Here is a 24475-nt window from a genome sequence, read left to right as displayed (position 1 = left end):
GATTATTCTGTAGTGAATTATAGCAAACATAGTATTCAGTTAATTAGTATGGAATGAATTTTTTTATAAATTAGCACTAGATACTAATAGTTAGTGCTATAATAAGGTATAAAAAGAGGTGGCGCTATGAATTCAAAAAATTCGAAGGCACGTATTACGGCAATTGGGAGCTATGTTCCAAACAAAAAAATGACAAATGATGATTTAGAAAAGTTAGTGGATACGAATGATGAATGGATTGTTCAAAGGACGGGAATGAGAGAGCGGCGGATTGCCGAAGAAAATGAATTTACATCAGATTTATGTATAAAGGCAGTGGAGAATCTTGTCCAGACTTATCATAAGAGTGTAGAAGACGTCGACTTAATTATTGTGGCAACAACTACAGCTGATTTTCCTTTTCCGAGTGTGGCATGTCAAATTCAAGAGAAATTTAATATTAAAAGCTCAGGTGCTTTTGATTTGAACGCAACATGTGCTGGTTTTGCATACGCTCTCCACGTTGCTAATGGATTAATCACTTCCGGGCTTCATCGAAAAGTACTGGTTATTGGGGGAGAAACATTATCAAAAGTGACTGATTACACGGATCGGTCAACCTGTATTCTTTTTGGCGATGGAGCGGGTGCTATTTTAGTTGAATATGATGATGAAAATCCTAGCTTTGTTTCTTTTATCCAAGGGACCAATGGTGAAGGAGGATTACATCTGTATCGTACTGGTTTATCTCAGAAAATGCATGGCATGGAGCTTAGGGGAAACGGAAACATTGTTCAGAATGGTAGGGAGGTTTATAAGTGGGCAGTTCGCACTGTTTCAACAGGTATTAAAACCTTATTAGAAGGGGCAAATCTGAGAACGGAAGACATCGATTGGTTTGTTCCCCACAGTGTTAATTTAAGAATGATTGAATCGATTTGTGAAAAATCTAATATTAACATTGAAAACACATTGTATAGTGTAGAGTATATGGGGAATACATCCGCTGCATCTATCCCTTTAGCGCTAAGTTTAGGGGTGGCAGAGAAAAAATTAAAATATGGAGATACAGTCATTCTATATGGCTTCGGGGGAGGACTTACTTATACAGGATTAATTGTAAAATGGGGAGTACCAGATTTACTGAATTAGATCTAATGAATTTGATTTTATTTAGAAAAGCTAGAAATTATTCAAAGTTTAGAATGGTTTCTAGCCATTTTTTTATAGAAAGAGATAAGTTCAAAAAAGGATTTTTCTTTTTTGCTTTTGCTGATGTTATAAAACACCCGTTGTTTTACTCTACTGAGAGGCCAAATAATTGAGATAAGCAGGGAATATTCAACGAAAGGGAAGAATAGTTTAAGAAGGAAATACTCACATATTCGCTGAATATATAGAATTGGAAATTAAATAAATTGGGTTTCAAATGACGAAACCCTTCCGAGGAGATGATCGGAGATGAAAACACGGGTGAATCAAATTGAATTGAATGGACTTACTTTTCAATATCGCGAGAGTGGGGAACCTTCTGCACCACCAATTGTTGCACTTCACGCGCTAGGAAAGAGTGCAGAATCATGGGATCAAGTGGCCGCTGTATTAGGAGAAAAATATCACGTTTTAGCTTTAGATCAAAGGGGTCACGGTGGAAGTGCGAGAACTAGTACATACACTTTTGAACTGATGTGCGATGACTTGCTTCATTTTGTGAATGCAATGGATTTGGGACGGTTTACGCTAATTGGTCATTCCATGGGGGGAACAGTATCCTATCTTTTTTCGGAAGCATTTCCGTCAAGGATAGACCGGTTGATTGTTGAAGACACTCCTCCTCCTCCTTTTCCGGATAAGCAGATCGAAGTTCCTTCTAAACCTTCTGACCCCCTGCCGTTTGATTGGCTGGTTGTGCCTTCGATTATACGGCAACTTAATGAACCTAATCCCGAATGGTGGGCACGTCTAACCGACATTAGTATGCCGACTCTTATTATAGGCGGTGGGTCGTCCAGTCATGTTCCTCAAAGTAAGTTGCAGGAAGTTTCTGAGCTTATTCCAAATTGCGAATTGGTGACGATTGAGGATGCTGGGCACTATGTGCATGATGCTAATTTACCAGCCTTCTTAGCTGCCGTAAAAAGTTTTCTTCATTCATGAGTCTTCGAAAGCTTTCACTGTTATCCTAATTCTAATTAAAAAAGGGGCGCATCTAAATTATTTTTGACTCTAAGATTGGATTGAAAATATTTTTGAAAATAAGTACTGTGAGGATATTTAAAAGTTGTATGGGTAGTTTTCCATTGATGTAGCACCTTAACATTAAGGAGGTGTTTCTATATGCCAAGAGGAAAGGAACTTGAGCAGCTTCCAATGCCCAATCTTGCCCCTAGTGCAGGAGATGATAGCAGTCACATGGATCGGGAAATTCTGCAGGGGATTACTGAGGAGGAGCTAGTGGCTCCTGCAAAGGCTGGGAAGGAAAAGAAAAAACGGAGGTGATTCCTCCGTTTTTTGGGCTTCGATAAAGTCTTTGCTTAAAAGAGCGAATAAGTAAAACTAAGAACAGCTTTTGTACATGTTGAAAGTGCAAAGTCAGAATTTCCTACTCTTCTTCTGGCTTTGGCGCGCGAACAACTGATTCAAATTGGCCCTTATGCGTTCCGTCACAAAATGGAGCTTTGGAGGACATGCCACATCGGCATAGAGAAAAAGTTTGCTTTGTTTCGAATTTATTACCTTCCGCATCGATTAATTCAACATCCCCCGTAATACGGTATGAGCCATTATCATTCACCTTAATTGTAACCTTTGACATACATAACCATCCCTTCACAAAAATGTCACATTTTATCTCCCATATTAAAAGGAAAAATGAAAAAAAGCAAACGTATTGCTTAAAGTAGAGGGACGGGGATTTACTCTCTTGTGAAAATTTTCAGGCTCTGCTATAGAAGGACTAAAAGATAGAAATAATAAAGCCAAGCTTTTGAGGGATAATAAATTAGTAATAAAAAGAATAAAGCGAGGGGTTTAATGAAAAAGTTTTCTATGTTTTTCTTATTTGTTCTTATTTTACTGCTTCCATCACAAGTCTTTGCGGGGAGAAATATACCTATTTTAATTTATCATTCAATAGATGAGTTTAAGGGCCATGGTTCTAAAGAGTTATATGTAACCCCTAAGAATTTTGAGGAACAAATGATTTATTTGCGCGATCATGGCTACACTTTATTAACTTTTGAGCGGTGGCAGGATATCCATAAAGTAAACAAACCGATTTTCATTACATTTGATGATGGATATAAAAACAATCTTAATGCATTTGCTATCTTTCAGAAACTGAAAAATGAACGCTTTAAACCAACTGGAACCATTTTTGTTATTTCTGACTTTATTGGCCGTTCAAACCGATTATCGAAGTCGGATATAAAAATGATGGCGGATTCTGGATTAATTTCTATCCAGTCACATACAGCCACACATCCTGATTTGACGACAATAACAAATTATGAATACGAACTGAAAGAGTCCAAGGATAAAATTCAAAAAATAACGGGAAAACCAGTGATTGCTTTAGCGTATCCATATGGAAAATTCAATGATAAGGTTGTAGCAGAAACGAAGAAGTACTATTTGTTTGGACTTACGACTACTCCTGAACTATTTTCTGAAAAGGGGAGTAAAGATGAACTCTATCTTTTACCGCGAATTTATATAAAATATTCAACTACTCTTGATGATTTTATTAAGATAGTTGAAGGAGTATGACGGTGACTTTACCGGCTAATCGCTTGGCTTAAAGTAGAGTATGCTACAATAAAGGAAAATGGTAGCAAGGGGTAAGAAAGAATGCAAATCACTATAACCGAAGAAGCAGCAAAAAAAATCAAAGAGCGAATGGCAGATAAAAGAGGATTTTTAAAGCTTAAATACGATACAGAGGGCTGTGGATGTGTTGTAAGCGGGGTAACGGCTCTCTGGTTAGTTCCTGAATTGGATGAGGATGATCGCGAAATTAAAACCAATATAGGCGGTATTTATATAGAAAAATCAAAGGAAGTTTTTCTCGATGAACAATTAAAAATAGATTACTCTGAAAAGGCAAACTGCTTTCAATTGAAGAGTCCAAATGAGTACTTAAATCCAAGAATGAGCTTTTTTGATCGCACAATTGGTTAACGGAAAATTGAAAGATAGTTCATCAGTAAGTGAAACTTCTAGTAGGGTTATCCCTATTGATGGAAGTTTCACTTTTTACTTTCTGGCGTATTTGAATTTGTATGGTTCTATTTGAAATTAGTACTTCTTGTTTTCGCTTTACAGGATTACTAGTAACGATAGTATTTTGGGGGAATATCCCTTTTTATTGGAAAATTTTCGAAAAAATGCATGTTCTCTTCGTTACCAACATTTAATGGTAAAGATGTCAGTGAAGCGGAGGGAGCAGCGTGGAAAAGAAAATGATGACCCTTTTGATTATGTGTGCCTTATTTTTGGTAGCTTGTAGGCCGGTGCCAATGAATAAGGTAATTGAAGAAGATATTCCGTTTAATGTACAGGAAGTTATTCATAAAGAAAAAGTGAAAGATGGCGTCATTCTCCTGTATGTCACGCGCCAGAAAAATAAACAAGGAGAATTTGATGCTATAACAGTGGCTTTTTTAAAAGGAAATGATCAAGTCGGATGGGAAAACGCTGGACATAATCATTGGGAGCATAAGGAAAATGAACTGCTGACCACTTATACGGATGTATTTTACGATTATGATTATAAAGGGAATTTGGAAAATCGGATTCCTGTCATCTACGGGAAGATCGAAAGTAAGGAAATAAAATCTGTTGAGGTGTTCGGAAAGGATCAAAAGCTAGAACATGCTCACATCATTGAAAAAATAAACGGGCGCTACTTTTTAAAATTAGGGGATTACGAAAATGCAAGAGGACTTTTGAGTGACGGAAAGGCGATGGGTGATAAAATAGAATAAGGCCGCAAAGTGTAGACAAAGTATAAATTAATACTATTTCAGCCTGAGGCCTGGGAAACCAGGCCATATTAGTGATTGAATTGTTGGTGGTCAGGATATACAAATTCACTTAAAAACTCATCTATCGATTTTTCATAATCATCGGGGTTTTCGTTCAATGATTGGGCATGAACGCCATTTGTAGCTAAGTAAAGCTTTTTTGGCCCTATTTTTCGCTCATATAAATCTTGAGACATGGATGGTAAAATAAAATCATCTTTTTTGCTATGAATAAATAAAATGGGCTTTTGAATATTTTCGATAAAGGAAATGGGAGAGACATTTTTAATCGAGTATTTCTGCCGCATGCGCAAAAATAAATCAGCTACAGGCAAGATGAGCTTTGGCGGCAGCTTCATTTCTGATTTTAATTGATAAGTAAGCAGCTCTTTAAAATCGGAAAAGGGACAATCAGCAATATAGAAATCTGCTCCGTCCTCAAGCATTCCTGCGTATAACAGCATTGTTGCTGCACCCATTGATTCTCCGTGAATGCCGAGCAGGATGTTGGCACCTTTTTCTTCTTTTAGCCAATCTACGATCGTTTTTAAATCGAACTTTTCATAATGACCGAAGCTTGTCGTTTTTCCTCCAGACTCCCCGTGACGGCGATGATCGTAAATAACGGCATTAAATCCGCGCTTCAAAAAAAGGTTCATATACTTAATCGAGTTCATTTTGTTTTCTGTAACTCCATGAGCAATTATAATATAACGATTCGTTTCATACGGCTCAATAATGACCATTTTAAGATCATAACCAAACGGAGAAGGGACAAGCACTTCTTTTTTCGGCAGACTTTCATATTCTATTGGATCAAGCCGGCCAGCTTCCTTTTCCCGTTCAAGAATAAATTGATCTTCCTTTTTCCTCATATACATCAGCCGATTCGTAAAATAAATTCCAATTGACGATAAAAAAAGAATGAAGGAAATGAAATAACGGGTAAGCCTGAGTAGTCTTTTCAAATTCATCCCCCCAAGGCGCTAACGCTTTTCTTATTATTTTACCATTTTGAAAGTTGTTTAACATATTAAATGCATTTTCAGTATGATCCTTGTATTAAAAAATGAAGGAATAAAAAAACCGCTGGAGAGAGCGGTTTATTGCTTAGCATTCTGTCGTTTTGTAGGGTGGATCGCTTTTTCTAATTCTTCTGCTGCAATCGTTGGATTAACGGTATCGCTGTTTGGTTTACCTTTTTGGCTGAAGCCCTTTTCACGCTTTTGGCTCATTTTCATATCTCCCTTCTTATTACTTCACCTAATAAGATGGATTAAGAAGTACAAGATTATTCATAATTAAACTTTCTGTATGTGAAGTCGATAATAGGTGCTTTCAATTGAACGTGATAAATAAGGCTGAACAACATCAATGGCTTTGACTAATTTCTCTAAATTTACGCTTGTTTCAATTCCCATTCGTTCAAGCATGTAGACGACATCCTCTGTAGCAGCATTTCCTGCTGCTCCTGGAGCAAATGGACATCCGCCTAGTCCGCCAGCTGAAGTATCAAAGCGATCTATGCCAGCTTGCAGGGCAGCATAAATATTTGCAAGAGCCATTTTTCTTGTGTCGTGAAAATGAGCAGTTATAAGGGTGGAAGGAAATTCTTTTTTTAAACGGCTGAATAATGCATAGGATTCATGGGGTGCAGCCATTCCAATTGTATCGGCCACACTTAGCTCATCAGCACCAGCCTCCACAAATTGACGGCACAAGCTCACAACATCCTCTAATTCCATTTTTCCTTCATAAGGACAGTAGAATGCAGTTGAAATGCATGCACGAACAAAGAATCTCTTTTCTTTTAACTCACCGATAATAGGAGTTAACTCATTCATGCTTTCCTGAGTCGTTTTATTAATATTTTTCTGATTGAACGTATTGCTGACACCAACAAAAACAGCAACGGCACTACAATCGGTCATATAAACTCTGTCGATTCCTTTTCTATTCGGGGCAAGGACAATGTTTCGGGTACGATCATCTAAGCAATCGGCAACAATTTCAGCTGCATCTCCCATTTGTGGAACCCATTTTGGTGATACAAAGGAAGTCAACTCCATTTCAGTTAATCCAGCATCCTTTAATCCTTTAATAAAATCTTTTTTTATCTCTGTTGGGATAAAGGATTTTTCGTTTTGTAATCCATCACGCGGACCAACTTCAATGATTGTTACTTTTTCGGGCATTTGAAGCGTCATGTTTCTCTCTCCAATCTCATAGTTTAATAGAAGTACAATTCATTTTTTACAAATGCCTTATTAAAATATTGAAATTGTTTTCAACTATTCTGAGCGAACGCTCTGTTCTTCTCTATATTTTAGTGTTCTTGTATTTGTAAATGCAAGAATTATAGAAATTTTGACAAAATAAAAGGGTTTTTGCGTTATTTCTCGAAATTGTATTAATGAAATAGCCGAGAGAGGATGAGTAAGATGACACAAATAGAGGTAGTCATAGTCAGCGCAGTCCGAACAGCAATTGGCAGCTTTAATGGAAGTTTAAAGGATATATCCGCAGCAGAATTAGGGGCAGTGGCAATTAAAGGGGCACTTGAAAGAGCGGGTGTGAAACCTGAAGAGGTAGATGAAGTTATTCTAGGGAATGTATTACAGGCTGGCCTTGGTCAGAATCCAGCAAGGCAAGCGGCAATTAAAGTAGGACTCCCTGAAAGCGTTTCCGCTTTGACGATTAATAAAGTGTGTGGATCGGGATTGAAGGCCGTTCATTTGGCAACACAGGCAATCTTGGCTGGAGACGCAAATGTCGTTGTCGCTGGTGGTATGGAGAATATGAGCCAAGCACCATACATATTAAAAAATGCACGAAATGGATTTAAAATGGGCGATCAGAAGTTTGTTGACACAATGATATCTGATGGGCTTTGGTGTGCATTCAATGATTATCATATGGGTGTAACAGCAGAAAATCTTTGTGAAAAATATGAGCTGAACAGGGAAGAACAGGATGAATTTGCTGCTTTAAGCCAAACGAAAGCAGCAAAAGCAATTGAAGAGGGAAAATTTAAAGATGAAATTGTCCCTGTTGAAATCCCGCAAAGAAAGGGAGACTCAATCGTCTTTGATACGGATGAATATCCAAAAAAAGGAACAACTGCTGAAAAATTAGCTGCCCTTCGTCCAGCATTCAAAAAAGATGGCAGTGTCACAGCTGGAAATGCTTCAGGCATTAATGATGGAGCTGCAGTTCTAATAGTAATGAGCAGAAAAAAAGCAGATGAATTGGGCATTCAGCCATTAGTCACGATTAAAGGAAATGCTAGTGCAGGAGTAGACCCAAGTATTATGGGGATTGGACCTGTCAGCGCTGTGAAAAAAGCCCTTGAAAAGGCATCCGTTTCTATAGATGAAATGGAGTTAATAGAAGCAAATGAAGCATTTGCGGCACAATCACTTGCTGTTGACAGAGAGCTGCATTTTAATAAAGACATTTTAAATGTTAATGGGGGAGCTATTGCTTTAGGGCATCCGATTGGTGCAAGCGGTGCGAGAATCCTTGTTACATTGATTCATGAAATGAAAAAGCGGCAGGCAAAAAAAGGACTTGCAACTCTTTGTATCGGTGGCGGTCAAGGTGTTGCAACCGTGGTAGAGCTGGCGTAATTCAATTTAGGAAGCAAGTATAAAGAGTAAATAAAACGTTCTCAATTGAGAGGGGAGAATGGACATGAAAAAGATTTGTACTTCCTTTAATGAAGCAGTGAAGGATATTCATGATGGCGCTGTTTTAATGGTAGGCGGATTCGGACTCTGTGGCATACCAGAAAATCTTATCTTAGCTTTAGTGGAAAAAGGCGTCAAAGATTTAACCGTCATTTCAAATAACTGTGGTGTGGATGACTGGGGTCTTGGCTTGCTTTTAAATAATAAACAGATTAAGAAAATGGTTGGCTCCTATGTTGGAGAAAATAAAGAGTTTGAAAGACAGGTTCTCTCAGGAGAAATTGAAGTCGAACTCCTCCCACAAGGAACGCTTGCAGAAAAAATCCGCGCAGGGGGTGCTGGTATTCCAGCTTTTTACACGCCTGCAGGAGTAGGAACGCCCATTGCAGAAGGAAAAGAAACAAAATACTTTAACGGAAAAGAATATTTGCTTGAAGAGGCGTTAATAGCTGATTTCAGTTTAGTGAGGGCTTGGAAAAGTGATAAGATGGGGAATCTCGTTTATCATAAAACGGCTAGAAACTTTAACCCAATGATTGCAGCGGCTGGAAAGGTAACGATTGCTGAAGTCGAAACCCTTTATGAAATCGGAGAGCTTGATCCAAACTTTATTCATACGCCAAGCATTTATGTTCAATCTTTAATTCAAGGAAATCAGGAAAAACGCATTGAAAGGCTAACATTAACAAAGTAATTTGGGAAGGAGACGAAGACATGAGTAACGATAAAGCAGCTGTTCGCGAAAAAATTGCCAGACGTGCTGAAAAGGAAATTGAAAGTGGCTTCTATGTTAATCTTGGGATTGGTATGCCAACACTTGTAGCTAATTATATTTCAGAAGATAAGCAAGTAGTGCTGCAATCAGAGAATGGCTTGCTTGGCATCGGGCCATTTCCTTCAAAAGAAGAAGTGGATCCTGATTTAATCAATGCAGGAAAGGAAACTGTTACAACTATTCCTGGTTCAGCCTATTTTGATAGCGCTGAATCCTTTGCGATGATTCGTGGCGGGCATGTGAATATTGCCATTCTTGGAGGAATGGAAGTCTCTGAAAATGGTGATCTAGCGAACTGGATGATTCCAGGCAAGATGATTAAAGGAATGGGAGGCGCGATGGATCTTGTTCACGGTGCAGGGAAAATCATTGTCATCATGGACCATACGAACAAAAACGGCGACTCGAAAATTCTAAAAAAATGCACACTTCCATTAACAGGAAAATCAGTTGTAAACCGAATCATTACAGAAAGAGCAGTAATTGATGTTACCGACTCTGGCCTAAAGCTCGTTGAGGTTGCAAAGGGCTATACCGTTGAAGAGGTAGTTCAATCAACAGAAGCAGAGCTGCAGGTGGACGAGAACGTATTAACAGAAGCTTATTAATTTACTCGAAAAGTACAGTATTAATACTGTGCTTTTCGCTATTTAAATGAATAAGTATAAATTTTTTCGAGTTAGAGAACTGTCTAGCTCCGCTTCCGCATTACTAAAAAGGGGGACTACATGATGAATTTTGCTTTTAAAGGAATCGACCATATCCAATTAGCCGCTCCAAAAGACTGTGAGGAGCAGGCAAGAGGGTTTTTCGGTAATATCCTCGGGCTTGAAGAGATTCCAAAGCCGGAAAATCTCTTAAAGCGCGGGGGCTGTTGGTTTAAATGCGGTAATCAGGAAATACATATCGGAGTTCAAGAAGATTTTCTACCTGCCAAAAAAGCACATCCTGGATTCGTAGTAGAGAATTTGGAAGTTTTGCGCAATAGTTTGACAGAAAAAGGAGTTCTGATAAAAGAAGAACCGCCAATAGAAGGCAGAAACCGCTTTTTTATTGATGATCCGTTTGGAAATCGCATTGAATTTCTCGAGTTTATGAATGAAAAGTGATATAATATTGGACAACATTATTTTATGAGGGGATTTCAATGAAAAAGAAAAAGCAGCATTCCCAGCCCAAAAAAGAGGATAAACCAGTAACACTTGGCGATATGCTGAATCAAGAATTAATGAAAAAGTTAAAAGATACAAAGCAGGAATTAAAAGCAGAAGAAGATAAGAAAAGGGAAGAGGAAGAACAGCGCAAGAAAGAGGAAAGAAGATTGCGTGAAAAGAATAAAAGCTTTGAAGAGCTGCTTGGTGAAAGCAATTTGAATTGGAAAGAGTTTAAATAAATAGGAGAAAAGGGGCTGTCACTAATGTCGATATTGACTTAGTGAAGCCCTTCATTTTTTTTGTGATTTCTTTTTTATCGATGCTGATCGTACTGATTTGATTTAGAAATTGCTTGAATGATGGCTATTTCATTTTTTGTTAGCGGATTAGCACGAACTGCTTTTGCGTTTTCTTTTAATTGTTCTACACTGCTGGCACCTGCAATCACGGAAGAAACAGCTGGATCAGCTAAATTATATTGAAGTGCAATTTCTGTTAAGGAATATAAATCTGTGAGTTTTTCCCGAAGTTTTGATATCGTAACTTGCAATTCTTCAAAGTTATAATCTAGGTAGCCACTTTTAGCAGCTTTCTCAAGCGTTTTGCCGCTTAAAATCCCTTTAGCTAGCGGACCTCGAGTAACGACACCGATCCCTTTTTCGTGAATAAGCGGCAGCATCTCCTCCTCTGGACGTCGATCTAGTATACTGTGTTGCATCATGACTGAGACAATATTTGATTTTTTGATATACTCACGAATAACATTTGGACGGATAGAAGAGATTCCATAATAACGAATCAATCCCTCAGCTTTTAGCTCTTCAAATGCTTCAATTGTATCCTCAATCGGATCCTCAATCGTTCCTCCATGAAGCTGATATAAATCGATATAGTCGGTTCCAAGCCTTTTTAAGCTACCCTTCACTGCTTCTTTTATATATTTTTTAGAGGGATCCCAGCTCCAGCCATTCTTCTGCTCGTTCCAGCGGTTTCCAACCTTTGTTGCAATAATAACTTGATCTCTAACAGTCTTTAAGGCTTGCCCGACAAGTTGCTCGTTTTGTCCAAAGTCATATAAATCGGCAGTATCAAAGTAATTAATGCCTTCCACTAACGCAGCTTCAATAATGGCTGTAGCATTTTTTGCATCTGTGCCAAGTGACATGCACCCAAGCCCAAGCTCACTTACAAATAAATCTGATTTGCCTAACTGTCTTTTTTTCATAAAACAACCTCAATTTCATCCTTTTGTTCTTATTTTAACGAAAGAATGGATCAAACAACAAATAAATTGAATCTTCACGTATTCAAAACGTGTATGAACAGCGTATATCGGTCACTTTTTTTAATAAATCGGTCACTTTATATATATATCGGCTACTTTCGAATTATATCGGTCACTTAATAAATATACGCTACTTTCTCAATATATCCGCTTAATTTGATGAGGGGTATTTTCTAAATTAACCCAATCTTTGAGTAAGCGATAATCCTTCCTATATTCCTTCAATTTTGCTTGTATCTCCCAGGCTTTTCCTATTAACGTAACACCCTTATCGTGAACATATACTTTCATCTCATACTCCCCCAATTAAAGTATGATAATATGTATGAGTACACATAATCGTAATAGAACAGGAGTGGCATAGGTTATGAGTCGTCTAGAAGAAAAAACGATCAACATAGAAAAAATATACATGGGTAAAGTAATTAGTCTTCAATTAGAGGATGTTGAGTTGCCGAATGGAAATACATCCAAGCGTGAAATTATTAAGCATCCAGGAGCAGTAGCTGTACTTGCATTAACAGATGACGAAAAAATTGTAATGGTTGAGCAATATAGAAAGGCGCTTGAAAAAACAATTGTTGAAATTCCGGCGGGAAAACTGGAGCCAGGAGAAGATCCGCTTGAATGTGCCAAAAGAGAGTTAGAAGAAGAAACAGGTTATGATTGCAAGGAAATGGACTGGCTTATCTCCTTCTATACATCTCCGGGATTTGCTGATGAAATTGTTCATTTATATATTGCGAAAGGGCTTGTACAAAAAGAAAATGCAGCTTCACTTGATGAAGACGAATTTGTCAATTTAATAGAGCTGACACTTGATGAGGCAGAGCAATTTTTAAAAGAAAAGAAAATTTACGATGCAAAAACGGCATATGCAGTACAATATCTGCAACTGCAAAGGGCGTTGAAAAAATAATGAAGGATTACTTTTCTGACTTACATATTCATATCGGCCGCACAATGACAGGCAAACCTGTGAAAATAACAGGAGCTAAATCTCTTACATTTACAAATATTATTGAGCACGCAAGAAATGAAAAAGGCTTGAATATGATTGGAATTATCGACTGTCATTCGCCAGAGGTCATTTTGGAAATTGCTCAGCTAATGGAGACTGAGGATGTGACGGAGCACCCGGAAGGAGGATTACAATTCGGGGACTTAACAATCATACCAGGATCAGAGCTGGAAATCTTCGATGAAAACTGCAATGGTCCAATTCATGTTCTTTGCTATTTTCCAGGCTTAGAAATAATGAGAGAATTTTCAATGTGGCTTTCCAACTATATGAAAAATATTACACTCAGCTCGCAACGAATTTATGCCTCAGGACGTGAACTGCAAAAGAAAGTGAAGGAACTTGGAGGATTATTTATTCCTGCTCATGTATTTACTCCTTTTAAAAGCTTATATGGAAAAGGCGTCCAGCAATCGTTGACAGAGGTATTCGATAAAGATATGATCGACGGCATCGAACTTGGTTTAAGTGCAGACACTGCTATGGCTGATCAAATTAAAGAGCTGCATGACTATTCATTTGTTACAAATTCAGATGCTCATTCATTAAAGAAAATTGCAAGGGAATATCATGTACTGCAAATGGCTGAACCAACGTTTAATGAACTGAAAAAGGCATTAAAAGGAATAGAAGGCCGAAGAATCAAAGGAAATTACGGACTTGATCCGATGCTTGGGAAATATCATCAAACAGTGTGCGCACAGTGTTTTGCTTCATTTCATCCCGAGAAACAAGAATGCAGTCATTGCGGGTGCACTAAATTTGTAAAAGGTGTCGCAGATAGAATATCCGAGCTAAAAACAGCGAGTAGTTCTCCTGCAGATCGGCCGCCATATGTCCATCAGGTTCCGCTTGAGTTCATTCCAGGCTTAGGTCCTAAAATGCTTGAAAAGCTTCTCAATCATTTTGGTACGGAAATGGCGATTTTGCATGAAGTGCCATTAGAAAAATTAAGTGAAATCGTCCCAGAAAAAACGGCTGAACTCATCGTAAAAGCGAGAGAGGGAAAATTAAATCTCTCCGCCGGTGGTGGTGGGAAATACGGAAAAATTACAGTTGAATAATATTCATGTGTAAACAAATGTTTCGTGACGGATACAAAATTTCTAAATTAAAATATTTGTAGAGATAGGAACAAATCTAAAATACAATCCTATACTTGTAAGAACAGCCGGCCCCAAAACAGGAGCTGGCTTTTTTTGATTGTTCCGAAGGCGCCTACGCTTTTCTAACTACTTCCTAACTTTCGCAAAAACACAAGTATCCCGGAGTTCTTTCCCATTAGCACTTAAATCATCATTGATTAAAATTCCTTCAAGCGTGAATCCTAATTTTTCTGGGATTTTTCTGCTGTTCGTATTTCTTGGATCACAGCGGATTTCGATCCTATTGGCTTCAAAATGGTTTAAAGCGAATTTTACTAAGGCATCCACTGCTTCTGTAATATATCCATTTTTCTTATGCCTTGAGTCACACCAATATCCAATTTCAAATTTTCGTACGTTCCAATCAATTCGATGAAGCCCGGTCGAGCCAACAAAAACATCATCTTCTTTTCTAAAAATATGAATGCGGAAGTCCTCGCGCAGTAAAAATTTTGAATAAGACTCGTGAATATTAGCCTCTCTATCCTCTACAGTTTGCTCTTTGTTAGCAAAAGGAAGCCAAGGTTTTAAATCATCCACTGATGCTTCAATGGCATCATGAGTGATGATTCCATCTCCCGGTAAACACGGTCGTAAATATAGTCGTTCTGTTTCAATCCTCTCTGGAAAATCTACTAAAATTGGATTCAACAAAAATCCTCCTCCTTTATAATAAAAAACTGATTTTGAATATTATAATGCAAAATTTAAAATATTCAACAATATTTTTCCAGTCTTTAATTTTCCTAAAAAAATGTCATACGTTAAAAGGACAGGCATACAATTAAATAACTGAATTTGTACCAGGAGGATAGCAAATGAGAAAAAAAATGTACCAGAACGTCGTCGCCAATCATTTTCGCGAGCATTCCTCAATTTATTTGTTTGTGATTGTATTATTTTTAATGGGTGTAATCTTTGGTGCTGTTATTGTCAATAGCTTAAGTTTTACACAGAAAGAGGACTTATTTTACTACCTGTCTCAATTCTTTGGCCAAGTATCAAGTGAAGAAGTAGCGGCATCGCAGGACTTATTTAGACAAAGCTTGTTTCATAATATGAAATTTATTGGTCTAATGTGGTTATTGGGAATATCCGTCATTGGCCTTCCGATAATTTTGATTCTTTTATTCATGAAAGGAATGGTAATAGGTTTTACTGTAGGTTTTTTAGTCAATCAAATGGGATGGGATGGTTTTTGGCTTTCATTTGTATCGGTTCTACCACAAAATCTAATCATCATTCCGATTTTTATTATCTCGGCAACACTTTCCGTTTCCTTCTCTTTAAAAATGATAAGCAGACAATTTATGAAAAAAGTAGGTCCACCGATTATGCCTTTATTAGGAAGATATATGATCGCGTTTGCAATTGCCATTATTTTCTTATGTGCAGCGGCAATCATTGAGGCTTTTATCTCACCACTCCTAATGAAATCAGTTATTCATTCTTTTCAGTCTTAGAAGATCAAAGAAAAAAGGCGGAAAAACCGATAATCGGTTATCCGTCTTGTTTTATTTACAAGCAGAAATTAAAAACAGAAGATCCATATCTGCATTCGTTATAATTAATATTATATAATATTAATTATAATCATTTGATTGTAATAATTTTATTTTGAAACTATCCCAATATCTGTTATAATGAGAATGTGTTAGTGGGCGAGGAGGACTTCGTAATGGAAAGCAGAATTGATAGAATAAAGAAGCAGTTGCATTCATCCAGCTACAAATTGACGCCTCAGCGTGAAGCGACCGTTCGCGTTTTATTAGAGCATGAAGAGGATCATTTAAGTGCGGAAGATGTCTACCTCCTAGTAAAAGAAAAATCGCCTGAGATAGGCTTAGCAACTGTATATAGAACGCTTGAATTACTGACAGAATTAAAAATTGTAGATAAAATTAATTTTGGTGATGGTGTTTCCCGCTATGATCTCAGACAAGAAGGAGCTGCACATTTTCATCATCATTTGGTTTGTATTGAATGCGGAGCAGTGGATGAGATCCAGGAAGATTTATTAGAGGATGTAGAAGAAGTTGTTGAGCGAAGATGGAATTTCAAGATTAAAGACCATCGTCTAACATTCCATGGTATTTGCTATCGCTGTCATGATAAAAACAAAGAAGAAGAAAATGAAATAAGCAACTAATCATAAGTTGGAACCTATTATAGCTAATTAACATAGTTATTGATTATTGATGAAGCTGCCTGTTGGGTATGCGGAAGAAATTTTGATCCGTTTTCTGGATCATTTTTTTAACGCATGTCCTACAGGCTTTTCTAATTATATTGGAATTTTTATTTTTATCTCTTGCAAAGTTAATTCTTGTTCTTATAGTAAAGCGAATTAATTTAGAAAAGGGTTTTTCTAAAATTGTTTTTAAGGTGGATTTAGGTATATTTCTTGTCCAAGATGGCATACCTTTTACTATTATGATTTTGTGGGGGATAGTAAAAGATGAGATCTTGGTTATTAATTGCATTTCAAACGATAAAGGTATTCGTGCTTTTCACAGGATGCACAATCCTTTTTTATTATGGTATTATGTGGTTAAATGATGAATATCAAGATTATCATCGATATGATGAGCCAAAGGGAGCGGCTGTAAAGGTTTCGGCCAGTGCAAGCAGCAGCGAGCCCTTTAACTGGCTAGATCGGTTAATTCTTTTTTATTTAAATGGGGAGTAGTGGAATCAATGGAGGACGAGCTTAAAGATTTTATACATTATTTAATCGTAGAAAAAGGTCTCGCCAAAAATACAATCATGTCATATGAACGAGATTTAAAAAGCTACACAAAATACTTAAAAAACGTCGAAAATATGTTATCGCTTAATAGTGTTCAGCGTGCGCAGATTATTCATTTTCTTGGGTACTTAAAAGATCAGGGGAAATCTTCAAAAACATTAGCAAGACATGTTGCCTCAATAAGGGCATTCCACCAATTTCTTCTCCGTGAGAAATCAGTCGATCAAGACCCATCCGTTCATATTGAATCGCCTCAGCTTGAGCGTTCGCTTCCTAAGGTCTTAAATATGCAAGAAGTGGAGACCTTATTAGATTCCCCTAAACACACGGATCATTACGGTATTCGTGATAAAGCAATGCTTGAGCTCTTATATGCAACCGGAATTCGGGTTAGCGAGTTAATTGGATTAAATATGGGAGATGTCCATTTAACAATGGGTTTTGTCAGATGTGTTGGAAAAGGAAATAAAGAGCGTATTATCCCAATAGGAAAAGCAGCTGCAAAAGCACTTGATCATTACATAAAAGAGGGCAGAAGCCAGTTTCTTTCAAAAAAACATCATGAAGATGCATTTTTTCTAAATCATCATGGTAAAAGACTAACAAGACAAGGCTTTTGGAAAATACTAAAACGACTGGCAAGAGAAGCAGGAATAGAAAAGGAATTGACCCCTCATACATTAAGACATTCTTTTGCAACTCATTTGCTAGAAAATGGGGCTGACTTACGCGCAGTTCAAGAAATGCTTGGACATGCTGATATTTCAACGACACAAATTTATACACATGTAACAAAGACAAGGTTAAAAGATGTGTATACCCAGTTTCACCCACGCGCTTAAAAGACCTATTTTTCAGTCAAAAAGCTGCCATGAAATTTGGGCAGCTTTTTCTTTCAATTTTACATAATCTTATGTAAAATAAAGATGTCAGACTTCTGACGTTTTTGGTAGTTTATTAGGGTATTCGCTGTTGTAATGGGTAACTTATATTTATATCTTTATAAGCAGGTGATTTTGGCAGCTCCATCCTTACGTTGTTACCTGTGTACTTACGTAATTTACTGTAACCGTATTCAAAAATTGGGGAGGGAATATCATGACACCATTTGCATATAAAAGGATTTTTGTTATCGTCATGGATTCAGTAGGAATTGGTGAAGCACCTGATGCGAAAAAATTTGGTGACTTAAGTGCAGATACACTTGGTCATATTGCAGAGAGAATGAATGGACTTAATATGCCGAATATGGCGAGTCTTGGACTAAGCAATATCCGTGAAATTAAAGGTGTCGAAAAGGCAGAAAAACCGCTTGCCTTCTACACGAAAATGCAGGAAGCTTCTAATGGAAAGGATACGATGACAGGTCATTGGGAAATCATGGGCCTAAATATTAAGACTCCATTTCAAGTATTCCCTGAAGGCTTTCCTGATGAACTAATTTCAGAGTTAGAAACACGCACTGGAAGAAAAGTGATTGGGAATAAGCCTGCGAGTGGAACGGAAATTATTGTTGAGCTTGGTGAAGAGCATATGAAAACAGGTGCTCTAATTGTTTACACTTCAGCAGATTCGGTTCTTCAAATTGCAGCACATGAAGATATTATTCCGATAGAAGAGCAATATCGAATCTGTAAAATAGCTCGTGAGTTGACATTAGATGAAAAATATATGGTCGGCAGGGTTATTGCAAGACCATTTATAGGAGAACCAGGCAATTTTCAAAGAACTTCAAACCGGCATGATTATGCGTTAAAGCCATTCGATCGTACAGTGATGTCTGAGTTAAAGGATTCAGGCTTTGATGTCATTGCAATCGGAAAAATCTCTGATATTTTTGATGGTGAAGGTGTGACCAAGTCACTTCGCACTGTTTCTAATATGGATGGTATGGATAAATTACTGCAATCCCTTGATATGGAATTTACAGGTCTAAGCTTCCTTAACTTGGTTGACTTTGATGCTCTATACGGACATAGAAGAGATCCAATAGGATACGGCAAGGCACTTGAAGAATATGATGCTAGACTTCCTGAAGTATTTGCAAAAATGAAAGAAGGGGATTTGTTAATTATTACTGCTGATCATGGGAATGATCCGGTACATCATGGAACAGATCATACGAGAGAATTTGTCCCTCTTCTTGTTTATGCGAAGAATATGGAAGATGGTAAAGAACTCTCAATTAGGAAAACCTTCTCTGATATTGGAGCAAGTGTAGCAGATAACTTTAAAGTAAAAATGCCTGCTTACGGTGAGAGCTTCTTAGGTGATTTGAATTAAGGGGGATATTTTAGAATGGATTATGAAAAAATTCAAAATGCAGCTAGTTTTTTAAAGAAAAGATACCAAAAACAGCCGATTATTGGCTTAATTCTTGGTTCAGGATTAGGCGTGCTAGGTGATGAAATAGAAGAAGCAGTTAAAATCCCATACAATGAAATCCCAGATTTCCCTATTTCAACAGTGGAAGGACATGCGGGCCAGCTTGTTTTCGGATTGCTAAATGGTGTACAGGTTGTTGCCATGCAAGGGCGTTTTCATTATTACGAAGGGTATAGCTTTGATAAAGTAACTTTCCCAGTTCGTGTAATGAAAGACCTAGGAATTCAACAATTAATCGTGACAAATGCAGCTGGTGGAGTGAATGAAAGCTATTCTCCTGGCGATTTAATGCTAATTTCGGATCACATTAATAATATGGGCAGTAATCCATTAATTGGTCCAAATGACTCTCGAATGGGCGTTCGTTTCCCTGATATGTCTGAGGCTTATTCGGCTAATTTAAGAAAGCTGGCAAAAGAAATCGCATCTAAAATAAACATGAAGGTGCAAGAAGGTGTTTATGTTGGAAATACAGGACCTACATATGAAACACCTGCAGAAGTGCGCATGATACGGAAATTAGGTGGAGATGCAGTAGGTATGTCTACAGTTCCAGAGGTTATTGTAGCTAGACATGCAGGAATGAGTGTATTAGGAATATCCTGTATATCCAACATGGCAGCCGGGATTTTAGATCAGCCTCTCAATCACGAGGAAGTTATAGAAACAACAGAAAAAGTTAAAGCAAGTTTTCTTCAATATGTAAAAGCTATCGTAGCTGAACTCGGTTCAAGATAAAAAACTAGAGCGGAGCGGTGATCAATAATGAGAATGGTCGATATTATTGAAAATAAAAGAGACGGAAGAGAATTATCAACGGAAGAAATTCAATTTTTTATAAAAGGATATACAGATGGCTCCATTCCAGACTATCAAGCAAGTGCCTTAATGATGGCTATCTTTTTCCAAGGGATGACAGAAAAAGAAAGAGCTGATTTAACCCTAGCAATGGTTCAATCGGGAGATCAGATTGATTTATCAGAAATTGAAGGAATTAAAGTAGATAAGCATTCAACTGGTGGTGTTGGTGATACAACAACTCTTGTATTAGGCCCATTAGTTGCAGCTTTAGATGTACCTGTAGCAAAAATGTCCGGTCGAGGGTTAGGGCATACTGGTGGGACAATCGATAAGCTTGAATCGGTTAAAGGCTTCCATGTAGAAATAGAAAACCAAGAATTTATTGATCTTGTCAATAAAAATAAAGTGGCTGTTATCGGGCAAAGTGGTAATCTGACACCTGCTGATAAAAAGCTTTATGCACTCCGTGATGTAACGGCAACTGTTGATAGTATTCCTCTTATTGCGGCTTCGATTATGAGTAAAAAGATAGCTGCTGGAGCGGATGCGATTGTTCTTGATGTTAAAACAGGCGCAGGTGCATTCATGAAGACACTGGATGACTCTAGAGAACTTGCCAAAGCGATGGTCCGAATCGGCAATAATGTAGGTAGAAACACAATGGCTGTAATATCTGATATGAGCCAGCCACTTGGATATGCAATTGGAAATGTTCTAGAAGTAAAAGAAGCGATAGATACATTAAAAGGGGAAGGCCCAGAGGACTTAACCGAATTATGTTTAACATTGGGAAGTCATATGGTTTATCTTGCTAAAAAAGCCAATACTCTAAAAGAAGCCCGTGAAATGCTCCAAGGAGTAATAAATGACGGAACTGCTTTAAAGGTATTTAAAACCTTTTTAAGCTCTCAAGGCGGAGATGCATCTGTTGTTGATGACCCTTCAAAGTTGCCACAAGCAAAATATTTAATTGAACTTGAGGCGAAGGAAGATGGATATGTATCAGAAATAGTTGCTGATGAAATTGGAACAGCTGCGATGCTTCTAGGTGCTGGCCGAGCAACAAAAGAATCGGTTATTGATCTAGCAGTTGGCCTTGTCCTACGTAAAAAAATTGGAGATCAAGTGAAAAAAGGCGAGTCTCTTGTTACTATTTATAGTAATTTTGAAGATGTTGAAGAAGTAAAAACAAAGCTTTATGAGAATATAACAATTTCAAGTAAAAAAGTTCCTGCACCAGTTCTTATTCATGAGGAAATTACTGAGTAGGAAGAGATAATATTATGAAAAAACGTCAGAGGAAAAAGCTCTGGCGTTTTTTTATTTTGGCCCAAATATTGTCAAAGCTTAAAATATGCATTTCACCATGAAGTGGATAGTATAAATTTCTTTTAATTGGAAAAGATGGAGGCTATAAAGAATGGAGGGTTATGTAATGAAACGAATTGTCTCTTTTATAGTTATCTCCTTTTTAATATCTTCAATGTTTACTCCTGCAATTTTAGCAAGAGAAAATGAAGTAGATTTAGCTCAAAATGTAAGATCTGCGATATTAATCGAGCGTGACACAGGAACCGTACTATATGAAAAAAATAGTAATGAAAAACTTCCGCCTGCTAGTATGACAAAGGTCATGACGATGCTCCTAATAATGGAAGCAATCGATCAAGGCAAGCTTTCAATGGACGAAAAAATTCGAACGAGTGAGTATGCGGCATCAATGGGCGGATCTCAAATATTTCTTGAGCCTGGAGAAGAAATGACAACAAAGCAGATGCTAGAAGGGATCGCCATTGCTTCAGGTAATGATGCATCAGTTGCTATGGCAGAAAGGCTGGCAGGTTCGGAAGAGGAATTTGTAAAAATGATGAACAAAAAAGCAAAACAACTTGGATTAAAAAATACAGAGTTTAAATCTGCTACTGGACTACCGGGCAAGGATGACTTTAGCTCTGCAAATGATATGGCGAAAATGGCTAAAGAGCTGCTTAAATATGAAGATATAACAAAATTTACAAGTACATACGAATCATATCTTCGTGAAGGAACTGATAAAAAGTTTTGGTTAGTCAATACAAATCGTCTTGTCCGTTTTTACCCGGGGGTTGATGGTTTAAAAACTGGATTTACTAACGAGGCAAAATATTGCTTAACAGCAACAGCAGAAAAAGAAGGAATGCGAGTAATTGCCGTTGTTTTTGGAGCACCTACTTCTAAAGAACGGAATGCACAAGTGACAAAAATGCTAGACTATGCATTTAGCCAATATAAAACACACCCTATGTATAAAAGAAACGTAACATTGGGAAAAGTCGCAGTTAGTAAAGGTGAAAAGAAAAAAATCGAAGCTCTAACAAGTGAATCAATTTCCTTATTAACAAAAAAAGGAGAAAGTATTGAAAATATTAAACAATCTATTGTTTTTGACAAAAATGTAAAGGCACCAGTGAAAAAAGGAGACAAGATTGGCACCTTGAAACTGATCCAAGATGGAAAAGCAATAGTGAAAAGTCCGCTTGTAGCAAAAGAATCGAGCAAGGAAGCAAGCTGGTGGACATTGTATAAGCGCTCTATTGGAATGTTCACAAAAGCAGGAGAATAATTTACATTCACTTTTGTCGAATCAACTGATATGTATTCTACTTTTAGCGAATTAGCACTAGTTTTGTATTTACAGAAGGAAATAGGTTATCGAATATCGAATTGGACTCACTATAAAAGGCCAAAAGTGTATTACTTAATTTAATAGCTAAGGACCCTTATAAGCTTTGTCCTTATGCAAACAAATAATTTAAGTGATATCGGTAGAGCCAATCCTAAAAAACGGTTAAAGTAAGTTTGAAATGAAATCTGGCTTTAACTGTTGATACTAGATAAGGAGGCTATAGTAGTGAGTCTTACCATTCATTTAGAAGTTAAAAAAGATGTCTTATGTATTCGTCTTAGTGGAGAGTTAGATCATCATTCTGCAGATGAGCTACGTGAAAAAGCAACGAAAGCAATTGAAGATTATGAAATCCATCATATTGTATTAAATATGGAGAAGCTTACCTTTATGGATAGCTCTGGATTAGGAGTCATTCTTGGCAGATATAAACAAATAAAACAGATCCATGGTGAAATGGTCGTCTGTGCAATTTCTCCAGCCGTTCAAAGATTATTTGAAATGTCGGGTTTATTTAAAATCATTCGATTAGAGCCGACTGAAGAATTTGCTTTGCAAAGACTGGGGGTTGCGTGATGATGAAAAACGAAATGCATATCCAATTCAGTGCGTTGAGTCAAAATGAATCATTTGCTCGTGTAACAGTTGCCGCTTTTATTACTCAGCTTGATCCAACAATGGATGAATTAACAGAGATTAAAACTGTTGTTTCAGAAGCCGTAACAAACGCAATTATTCACGGCTATGAACAGGATCCTAATGGAATGGTATATATTTCTGTCAAAATGGAGGACGACTTTATTGATATGTCAATTAGAGATCAAGGCTTAGGTATCATGGATGTAGAAGAAGCTCGTCAGCCGCTATTTACAACAAAGCCTGAACTAGAAAGATCTGGAATGGGCTTTACGATTATGGAAAATTTCATGGATGAAATCGAAATACAGTCGCAACCGGGGAAAGGCACAGAGATCCGATTAAGAAAGCATTTATCAAAAAGTAAAATGCTGTGTAATTAAGGAGTCTTGCTATGGATGTGGAGGTAAAAACGGAGAAAAGCCAAGCATTTTTGAAGGATCATGAAGTCAAGGAATTAATTAAAAAGAGCCAGGAGGGTGATCAAAGTGCCCGGGATACAATCGTACAAAAAAACATGCGCCTCGTATGGTCTGTAGTCCAGCGCTTTTTAAACAGGGGATATGAACCAGATGATCTCTTCCAGATCGGTTGTATTGGATTATTAAAATCCGTTGATAAGTTTGATCTAAGTTATGATGTAAAGTTTTCAACATATGCTGTTCCAATGATTATTGGGGAAATTCAGCGCTTTATTCGTGATGATGGTACGGTAAAGGTTAGTCGTTCACTAAAGGAAATGGGAAACAAAATTCGGAAGGCAAAAGATGAATTATCCAAATCACTCGGAAGAATTCCTACCGTCAATGAGCTTTCGGAATTCCTAGATATTTCTCCAGAGGATATCATTCTTGCGCAGGAAGCAGGACGTACACCTTCGTCGATTCATGAAACCGTGTATGAAAATGATGGGGATCCAATTACACTTCTTGATCAAATCGATGATGGCAATGAAGGGAAATGGTTTGATAAAATTGCATTAAAGGAAGCTATTAATGAATTGGATGAGAGAGAGAGATTAATTGTTTATTTACGATATTACAAAGATCAAACTCAATCTGAGGTAGCCTTAAGATTGGGTATTTCTCAAGTTCAAGTTTCAAGGCTGGAAAAAAAGATTCTCCAGCAAATGAAAGACCGTATGGATATATAAATCCGTACGGTCTT

General features: G+C 37.3%; 31 protein-coding genes. 24 read left to right on the top strand and 7 right to left on the bottom strand.

From position 1 onward, the window contains the following. Window positions 1–126 precede the first annotated feature (126 nt). The 3 genes from KHA94_RS13155 (at window position 127) to KHA94_RS13145 (ending at window position 2478) form a co-directional block, all read left to right on the top strand. On the top strand, window positions 127–1131 hold the full coding sequence (locus KHA94_RS13155) for a ketoacyl-ACP synthase III (protein WP_213102593.1): 1005 nt from the start codon (window positions 127–129) through the stop codon (window positions 1129–1131). 309 nt (window positions 1132–1440) lie between these two features. Then, window positions 1441–2136 (top strand): alpha/beta fold hydrolase, encoded by a 696-nt coding sequence (locus tag KHA94_RS13150; protein ID WP_213102592.1) that lies wholly within the window; start codon window positions 1441–1443, stop codon window positions 2134–2136. Window positions 2137–2316: 180 nt separating this feature from the next. Further along, window positions 2317–2478, top strand: a complete 162-nt coding sequence (locus KHA94_RS13145; protein WP_213102590.1) for a hypothetical protein — start codon at window positions 2317–2319, stop codon at window positions 2476–2478. 103 nt (window positions 2479–2581) lie between these two features. Here the strand turns inward: KHA94_RS13145 and KHA94_RS13140 are convergent, their stop codons facing one another. Next, a complete protein-coding gene (locus KHA94_RS13140; protein WP_213102589.1) occupies window positions 2582–2794 on the bottom strand; it encodes a CDGSH iron-sulfur domain-containing protein in 213 nt (70 codons plus the stop codon). Between the two features lie 218 nt (window positions 2795–3012). Between KHA94_RS13140 and KHA94_RS13135 the strand changes: the two genes are divergently transcribed. The 3 genes from KHA94_RS13135 (at window position 3013) to KHA94_RS13125 (ending at window position 4964) form a co-directional block, all read left to right on the top strand. Continuing rightward, entirely contained in the window at window positions 3013–3747 is a 735-nt protein-coding gene (locus KHA94_RS13135; protein ID WP_213102588.1) for a polysaccharide deacetylase family protein, read from the top strand. 81 nt (window positions 3748–3828) lie between these two features. Then, window positions 3829–4158 (top strand): iron-sulfur cluster biosynthesis family protein, encoded by a 330-nt coding sequence (locus KHA94_RS13130; RefSeq protein ID WP_213102587.1) that lies wholly within the window; start codon window positions 3829–3831, stop codon window positions 4156–4158. Between the two features lie 269 nt (window positions 4159–4427). Further along, window positions 4428–4964: a hypothetical protein gene (locus KHA94_RS13125; RefSeq protein ID WP_213102585.1), complete on the top strand. Its 537-nt coding sequence runs from the start codon at window positions 4428–4430 to the stop codon at window positions 4962–4964. A 68-nt stretch (window positions 4965–5032) separates the two neighbouring features. Here the strand turns inward: KHA94_RS13125 and KHA94_RS13120 are convergent, their stop codons facing one another. The 3 genes from KHA94_RS13120 to KHA94_RS13115 all read right to left on the bottom strand — a co-directional run bounded on the left by KHA94_RS13120 (window position 5033) and on the right by KHA94_RS13115 (window position 7210). Continuing rightward, window positions 5033–5971: an alpha/beta hydrolase gene (locus KHA94_RS13120; RefSeq protein ID WP_249365494.1), complete on the bottom strand. Its 939-nt coding sequence runs from the start codon at window positions 5969–5971 to the stop codon at window positions 5033–5035. 135 nt (window positions 5972–6106) lie between these two features. Then, window positions 6107–6238 carry a hypothetical protein gene (locus tag KHA94_RS26295; RefSeq protein WP_275950896.1) on the bottom strand — a complete coding sequence of 44 codons (132 nt, stop codon included), beginning with the start codon at window positions 6236–6238 and terminating at the stop codon, window positions 6107–6109. A gap of 66 nt (window positions 6239–6304) precedes the next feature. Beyond that, a complete protein-coding gene (locus tag KHA94_RS13115; RefSeq protein ID WP_213102583.1) occupies window positions 6305–7210 on the bottom strand; it encodes a hydroxymethylglutaryl-CoA lyase in 906 nt (301 codons plus the stop codon). A gap of 234 nt (window positions 7211–7444) precedes the next feature. On the opposite strand from KHA94_RS13115, the gene KHA94_RS13110 reads away from it, so the two are divergent. The 5 genes from KHA94_RS13110 (at window position 7445) to KHA94_RS13090 (ending at window position 10860) form a co-directional block, all read left to right on the top strand. Beyond that, the gene (locus KHA94_RS13110; protein ID WP_213102582.1) at window positions 7445–8632 is read left to right on the top strand and encodes an acetyl-CoA C-acetyltransferase; all 1188 of its coding nucleotides are present in this window, start codon (window positions 7445–7447) and stop codon (window positions 8630–8632) included. Between the two features lie 64 nt (window positions 8633–8696). Then, the gene (locus KHA94_RS13105) at window positions 8697–9386 is read left to right on the top strand and encodes a CoA transferase subunit A (protein WP_213102581.1); all 690 of its coding nucleotides are present in this window, start codon (window positions 8697–8699) and stop codon (window positions 9384–9386) included. A 20-nt stretch (window positions 9387–9406) separates the two neighbouring features. Then, window positions 9407–10075 carry a CoA transferase subunit B gene (locus KHA94_RS13100; RefSeq protein WP_213102580.1) on the top strand — a complete coding sequence of 223 codons (669 nt, stop codon included), beginning with the start codon at window positions 9407–9409 and terminating at the stop codon, window positions 10073–10075. Between the two features lie 123 nt (window positions 10076–10198). Beyond that, window positions 10199–10576 (top strand): VOC family protein, encoded by a 378-nt coding sequence (locus KHA94_RS13095; RefSeq protein WP_213103241.1) that lies wholly within the window; start codon window positions 10199–10201, stop codon window positions 10574–10576. Between the two features lie 38 nt (window positions 10577–10614). Beyond that, window positions 10615–10860, top strand: coding sequence for a YqkE family protein (locus tag KHA94_RS13090; protein ID WP_213102579.1), 246 nt, complete (start codon window positions 10615–10617; stop codon window positions 10858–10860). Between the two features lie 74 nt (window positions 10861–10934). Here KHA94_RS13090 and KHA94_RS13085 read toward each other — a convergent pair whose 3' ends face one another. Together KHA94_RS13085 and mciZ are read right to left on the bottom strand one after the other, a co-directional pair. Beyond that, entirely contained in the window at window positions 10935–11846 is a 912-nt protein-coding gene (locus KHA94_RS13085; protein ID WP_213102578.1) for an aldo/keto reductase, read from the bottom strand. Between the two features lie 198 nt (window positions 11847–12044). After that, window positions 12045–12197, bottom strand: coding sequence for a Z-ring formation inhibitor MciZ (gene mciZ, locus KHA94_RS13080; protein WP_213102577.1), 153 nt, complete (start codon window positions 12195–12197; stop codon window positions 12045–12047). A 76-nt stretch (window positions 12198–12273) separates the two neighbouring features. On the opposite strand from mciZ, the gene KHA94_RS13075 reads away from it, so the two are divergent. Continuing rightward, a complete protein-coding gene (locus KHA94_RS13075) occupies window positions 12274–12825 on the top strand; it encodes an NUDIX hydrolase (RefSeq protein WP_213102576.1) in 552 nt (183 codons plus the stop codon). Beyond that, complete coding sequence (locus tag KHA94_RS13070) at window positions 12825–13991, top strand: TIGR00375 family protein (protein ID WP_213102575.1); 1167 nt, start codon at window positions 12825–12827, stop codon at window positions 13989–13991. Before KHA94_RS13075 ends, KHA94_RS13070 begins: the two co-directional genes overlap by 1 nt. Before the next feature lie 168 nt (window positions 13992–14159). Here the strand turns inward: KHA94_RS13070 and KHA94_RS13065 are convergent, their stop codons facing one another. Continuing rightward, a complete protein-coding gene (locus tag KHA94_RS13065; RefSeq protein WP_213102574.1) occupies window positions 14160–14723 on the bottom strand; it encodes a GNAT family N-acetyltransferase in 564 nt (187 codons plus the stop codon). Window positions 14724–14890: 167 nt separating this feature from the next. On the opposite strand from KHA94_RS13065, the gene spoIIM reads away from it, so the two are divergent. The 11 genes from spoIIM (at window position 14891) to sigF (ending at window position 24461) form a co-directional block, all read left to right on the top strand. Next, window positions 14891–15535, top strand: coding sequence for a stage II sporulation protein M (spoIIM, locus tag KHA94_RS13060; RefSeq protein ID WP_213102573.1), 645 nt, complete (start codon window positions 14891–14893; stop codon window positions 15533–15535). A gap of 215 nt (window positions 15536–15750) precedes the next feature. Then, window positions 15751–16221 (top strand): ferric iron uptake transcriptional regulator, encoded by a 471-nt coding sequence (gene fur / locus KHA94_RS13055; RefSeq protein ID WP_213102572.1) that lies wholly within the window; start codon window positions 15751–15753, stop codon window positions 16219–16221. A 309-nt stretch (window positions 16222–16530) separates the two neighbouring features. Continuing rightward, complete coding sequence (locus KHA94_RS13050; RefSeq protein WP_213102571.1) at window positions 16531–16761, top strand: YqzK family protein; 231 nt, start codon at window positions 16531–16533, stop codon at window positions 16759–16761. Between the two features lie 8 nt (window positions 16762–16769). Then, the gene (gene xerD, locus KHA94_RS13045) at window positions 16770–17663 is read left to right on the top strand and encodes a site-specific tyrosine recombinase XerD (RefSeq protein WP_213102570.1); all 894 of its coding nucleotides are present in this window, start codon (window positions 16770–16772) and stop codon (window positions 17661–17663) included. Window positions 17664–17919: 256 nt separating this feature from the next. Next, window positions 17920–19104, top strand: a complete 1185-nt coding sequence (gene deoB / locus KHA94_RS13040; protein WP_213102569.1) for a phosphopentomutase — start codon at window positions 17920–17922, stop codon at window positions 19102–19104. A 15-nt stretch (window positions 19105–19119) separates the two neighbouring features. Next, window positions 19120–19944: a purine-nucleoside phosphorylase gene (locus tag KHA94_RS13035; RefSeq protein ID WP_213102568.1), complete on the top strand. Its 825-nt coding sequence runs from the start codon at window positions 19120–19122 to the stop codon at window positions 19942–19944. 27 nt (window positions 19945–19971) lie between these two features. Beyond that, window positions 19972–21276, top strand: a complete 1305-nt coding sequence (locus KHA94_RS13030; protein ID WP_213102567.1) for a pyrimidine-nucleoside phosphorylase — start codon at window positions 19972–19974, stop codon at window positions 21274–21276. 166 nt (window positions 21277–21442) lie between these two features. Further along, window positions 21443–22609, top strand: a complete 1167-nt coding sequence (locus tag KHA94_RS13025; RefSeq protein ID WP_213102566.1) for a D-alanyl-D-alanine carboxypeptidase family protein — start codon at window positions 21443–21445, stop codon at window positions 22607–22609. A gap of 288 nt (window positions 22610–22897) precedes the next feature. Continuing rightward, complete coding sequence (gene spoIIAA / locus KHA94_RS13020; protein WP_213102565.1) at window positions 22898–23248, top strand: anti-sigma F factor antagonist; 351 nt, start codon at window positions 22898–22900, stop codon at window positions 23246–23248. Window positions 23249–23250: 2 nt separating this feature from the next. Then, complete coding sequence (spoIIAB, locus tag KHA94_RS13015) at window positions 23251–23691, top strand: anti-sigma F factor (RefSeq protein WP_213103240.1); 441 nt, start codon at window positions 23251–23253, stop codon at window positions 23689–23691. 11 nt (window positions 23692–23702) lie between these two features. Further along, complete coding sequence (sigF, locus tag KHA94_RS13010) at window positions 23703–24461, top strand: RNA polymerase sporulation sigma factor SigF (protein ID WP_213102564.1); 759 nt, start codon at window positions 23703–23705, stop codon at window positions 24459–24461. The last annotated feature ends 14 nt before the right edge of the window (window positions 24462–24475 follow it).

Source organism: Cytobacillus citreus, from assembly GCF_018343665.1.
Lineage (GTDB): Bacteria > Bacillota > Bacilli > Bacillales > Cytobacillaceae > Cytobacillus > Cytobacillus citreus.
Note: the sequence above shows the minus strand (reverse complement) of the source record. Positions and strands in the feature narration are given on the sequence as shown.

Coding starts and splice junctions, on each gene's coding strand:
- KHA94_RS13105 (WP_213102581.1), top strand. CDS start 8,697: ATGAAAAAGATTTGTACTTCCTTTAATGAAGCAGTGAAGGATATTCAT.
- spoIIM (WP_213102573.1), top strand. CDS start 14,891: ATGAGAAAAAAAATGTACCAGAACGTCGTCGCCAATCATTTTCGCGAG.
- KHA94_RS13025 (WP_213102566.1), top strand. CDS start 21,443: ATGAAACGAATTGTCTCTTTTATAGTTATCTCCTTTTTAATATCTTCA.
- KHA94_RS13150 (WP_213102592.1), top strand. CDS start 1,441: ATGAAAACACGGGTGAATCAAATTGAATTGAATGGACTTACTTTTCAA.
- KHA94_RS13140 (WP_213102589.1), bottom strand. CDS start 2,794: ATGTCAAAGGTTACAATTAAGGTGAATGATAATGGCTCATACCGTATT.
- deoB (WP_213102569.1), top strand. CDS start 17,920: ATGACACCATTTGCATATAAAAGGATTTTTGTTATCGTCATGGATTCA.
- KHA94_RS13070 (WP_213102575.1), top strand. CDS start 12,825: ATGAAGGATTACTTTTCTGACTTACATATTCATATCGGCCGCACAATG.
- KHA94_RS13145 (WP_213102590.1), top strand. CDS start 2,317: ATGCCAAGAGGAAAGGAACTTGAGCAGCTTCCAATGCCCAATCTTGCC.
- xerD (WP_213102570.1), top strand. CDS start 16,770: ATGGAGGACGAGCTTAAAGATTTTATACATTATTTAATCGTAGAAAAA.
- KHA94_RS13095 (WP_213103241.1), top strand. CDS start 10,199: ATGAATTTTGCTTTTAAAGGAATCGACCATATCCAATTAGCCGCTCCA.
- KHA94_RS13085 (WP_213102578.1), bottom strand. CDS start 11,846: ATGAAAAAAAGACAGTTAGGCAAATCAGATTTATTTGTAAGTGAGCTT.
- KHA94_RS13035 (WP_213102568.1), top strand. CDS start 19,120: ATGGATTATGAAAAAATTCAAAATGCAGCTAGTTTTTTAAAGAAAAGA.
- fur (WP_213102572.1), top strand. CDS start 15,751: ATGGAAAGCAGAATTGATAGAATAAAGAAGCAGTTGCATTCATCCAGC.
- sigF (WP_213102564.1), top strand. CDS start 23,703: ATGGATGTGGAGGTAAAAACGGAGAAAAGCCAAGCATTTTTGAAGGAT.
- KHA94_RS13155 (WP_213102593.1), top strand. CDS start 127: ATGAATTCAAAAAATTCGAAGGCACGTATTACGGCAATTGGGAGCTAT.
- KHA94_RS13110 (WP_213102582.1), top strand. CDS start 7,445: ATGACACAAATAGAGGTAGTCATAGTCAGCGCAGTCCGAACAGCAATT.
- KHA94_RS26295 (WP_275950896.1), bottom strand. CDS start 6,238: ATGAGCCAAAAGCGTGAAAAGGGCTTCAGCCAAAAAGGTAAACCAAAC.
- KHA94_RS13135 (WP_213102588.1), top strand. CDS start 3,013: ATGAAAAAGTTTTCTATGTTTTTCTTATTTGTTCTTATTTTACTGCTT.
- KHA94_RS13130 (WP_213102587.1), top strand. CDS start 3,829: ATGCAAATCACTATAACCGAAGAAGCAGCAAAAAAAATCAAAGAGCGA.
- KHA94_RS13115 (WP_213102583.1), bottom strand. CDS start 7,210: ATGACGCTTCAAATGCCCGAAAAAGTAACAATCATTGAAGTTGGTCCG.
- KHA94_RS13090 (WP_213102579.1), top strand. CDS start 10,615: ATGAAAAAGAAAAAGCAGCATTCCCAGCCCAAAAAAGAGGATAAACCA.
- KHA94_RS13100 (WP_213102580.1), top strand. CDS start 9,407: ATGAGTAACGATAAAGCAGCTGTTCGCGAAAAAATTGCCAGACGTGCT.
- KHA94_RS13050 (WP_213102571.1), top strand. CDS start 16,531: ATGAGATCTTGGTTATTAATTGCATTTCAAACGATAAAGGTATTCGTG.
- KHA94_RS13075 (WP_213102576.1), top strand. CDS start 12,274: ATGAGTCGTCTAGAAGAAAAAACGATCAACATAGAAAAAATATACATG.
- KHA94_RS13030 (WP_213102567.1), top strand. CDS start 19,972: ATGAGAATGGTCGATATTATTGAAAATAAAAGAGACGGAAGAGAATTA.
- spoIIAB (WP_213103240.1), top strand. CDS start 23,251: ATGAAAAACGAAATGCATATCCAATTCAGTGCGTTGAGTCAAAATGAA.
- mciZ (WP_213102577.1), bottom strand. CDS start 12,197: ATGAAAGTATATGTTCACGATAAGGGTGTTACGTTAATAGGAAAAGCC.